2 protein-coding genes are annotated in these 2,579 nt (G+C 74.3%); both read left to right on the forward strand.

Annotation, left to right across the window (positions count from 1 at the left end; translation table 11 throughout):
- Positions 1-55: 55 nt before the first annotated feature.
- The gene (locus E0D90_RS24960) at positions 56-703 is read left to right on the forward strand and encodes a DUF6879 family protein (RefSeq protein ID WP_103503798.1); all 648 of its coding nucleotides are present in this window, start codon (positions 56-58) and stop codon (positions 701-703) included.
- A partial coding sequence (locus E0D90_RS24965; protein WP_130800195.1) for an ATP-binding protein occupies positions 700-2,579 on the forward strand: 1,880 nt, incomplete at its 3' end. The genes E0D90_RS24960 and E0D90_RS24965, both read left to right, overlap by 4 nt.

A 2,579-nucleotide genomic window follows, 5' to 3' on the forward strand; every position in this document is an offset into this window, starting at 1 on the left:
CGACTCGTCGTCGTCCCGGGCACCATGCTGCGATCGGCGAAGCCGGACATCGCCGATGACTGAGCACGCCGGCTGGGACGCGGCACGTCTGCGGCCCGCCCCGGGCACGGGCGAGCGGCTCGCCACGGCCGACTACCGGAGCGAGTTCCGGGCCGTCCAGGGGGATCTGCGCGGCCGCGGATCCTGGAAGTTCGAACGCCGCCAGGAGTTCGTCGAGAGCGGCGAGAGCTGGCGCTCCTTCCAGGAGGGCGACTGGGCCGCCGCGGTCCGTCTTCACGAGCGGCAGCACTCCGCCTACGCCGAGCGGGTCGAACGACTCCGCGAGCACGGCGCGCCCTTCCGCCGGGTGCGTGTCGTGGAGCAGCCCCTGACGCCCTACCTCCAGTGGGAGATGCAGGCGTTCCGCGTGCAGGCCGCCGCCGGTGAGCAGATCCGCGTCATCACCCCGGCGGCGCTCGCGGGACTGGAGCCGGAGGGCCCGCTCCCCGAGGTCGTCGTCCTCGGTGACCGCGTGCTGTACGAGGTGGTGTACACGGAGCGGGGAGCCCTGGACGGAGCCGTGCGACACGTCGACCCGGAACTGATCGCGTGCTGGAGCGGGTTCGTCGAGGAGCTGTACGCGGCGGGCGAGGATCTGCTGGTGTGGTTCGGGCGCGAGGTCTCCCACCTGCCGCCACCCCGGGCGGGTGCTCGGCAGAGGTGAGCGCGGAGGGGCACGAGGAGCACGAGCAGGCCGGGCGGAGCACGCATGACGAGGACGGCGCCGGCCAGGGACCGCGCGGGCCGGGCGCCACCGACAATCTGCTCGCCGGGAGCTCGCGGGACACCGTGCAGGCGGGGACCGTCAGCGGTGGCGTCCACTTTCACCGGACCGAGGCGACCGCGCCCCGCCACCCCGCCGGGACACCTCGCCAGCTCCCCCGCGACGTGCGGGGATTCGTCAACCGCACCGCCGAGATCAGCCACCTCAACGCCATCCTGACGGACGCGGTGGGCGACGCGGTCGTCGTCGACGTCTGTGTGATCGCCGGTACCGCCGGGGCGGGCAAGACGGCGCTGGCCCTCCACTGGGCGCACCGGGCCAAGCCGCGCTTCCCGGACGGCCAGCTCTACGTCAACCTGCGCGGCTACGACCCGGGCGAGCCGGTCTCCGCGCATGAGGCGCTGGGACGCTTCCTGACCGCCCTGGGAGTGCCGCCGGACCAGGTGCCCGCCGACACGGACTCCGCCGCGGCGTTGTTCCGGAGCGTGCTGGCCGACCGCAGCATGCTGATCGTCCTCGACAACGCCGCCTCCGTCGCTCACGTCCGCGCGCTGCTGCCGGGCCACCCGGGCTGTCTGGTCCTCGTGACCAGCCGCAGTCGGCTCTCCGGTCTGGCCATCCGTGACGGCGCGCACCGCCTCACCCTGGGCGCGCTCCCGGAGCAGGAGGCGGTCGCGCTGATCCGTGCCGTCACGGCGGGCTACCGGCCGGAGGACGACGCGGCCGAACTGCGCGAGCTGGCCGGTCTGTGCGCCCGTCTCCCGCTCGCCCTGCGAATCGCCGCCGAACGGGCGGCGAGCAATCCCTATCTGGAACTGGGCGAACTCATCGAGCACCTACGAGACGAGTCAGCGCTCTGGTCGGCGCTGAGCAGCGGCGACGAGCCGGAGAGCGAGGCGGTGCGCACCGTGTTCGCCTGGTCCTACCGGGCGCTGCCGCCGGACGCCGCGCGACTCTTCCGGCTCCTGGGGATCCATCCGGGCCCTGAGTTCGGGGCGAGGGCCGTCTCCGCGCTGGCGGCGGTGAGCCTGCGCAGGGCACGCCAGCTCCTCGACGTCCTCGCCGGCGCCCATCTGCTGGAGCAGACGGCTCCGGACCGGTTCGAGTTCCACGACCTGCTGCGTGCCTACGCCACCGACCAGGCCCGGACCCACGAGACGCCGGACGGCCGGACCGAGGCGTTGTGCCGCGTGACCGAGTGGTATCTGCACACCGCTCGCAACGCGCAGGAGTGGCGGGCCGCGCCACCGGACCGCCTGGCGTTGACGCCGCCCGGGCCGTCGGTCGATCCGCAGACGTTCACGGACCACGACCAGGCCGTGGACTGGTGCGAGTCGGAGCGTGCCAACCTGCCGGCGGCGGTGCGGGCGGCCGAACTGGCGGGCCTGGACCGGCAGGCGTGGCAGCTGGCCGCCGCGCTGTGGACCACGCAGGCGCCCTCGGCCGCCGTGGCCGAATGGCTGGCGGTGGGCGAGGTGGCGCTGCGCGCCGCACGCCGCTGCGGCGACCGGGCCGGAGAGGCGCGGCTGCTGGAATGCCGGGGCTTCGCGCACCGCAGGCTCAACGACGCTCAGGCGTCCGAGGACGCACATCGTGCGGCGCTGGCGATCCGCCGCGACCTCGGCGACCGGCAGGGCGAGGCCACGTCGCTGAACGCCCTGGGGCTGGTGGCCGTCTTCCGCCGCCGACTCCACGCCGCCGAGGAGTTCCTGGCCCGAGCGGCCCAGGCACGCCGGGAACTCGGTGACGCGCACTGGGAGGCGGTGGCGCGGGCCAATCTGGCCGAGGCGCTGCTGGAGGCGGGACGGATCGACGA

This window comes from Streptomyces otsuchiensis (genome assembly GCF_004305975.1).
Classification (GTDB): Bacteria; Actinomycetota; Actinomycetes; order Streptomycetales; family Streptomycetaceae; genus Streptomyces; species Streptomyces otsuchiensis.

Bases quoted from the DNA above. Each gene is read 5' to 3' on its own strand.
- E0D90_RS24960 (WP_103503798.1), top strand. From the start codon at position 56: ATGACTGAGCACGCCGGCTGGGACGCGGCACGTCTGCGGCCCGCCCCG.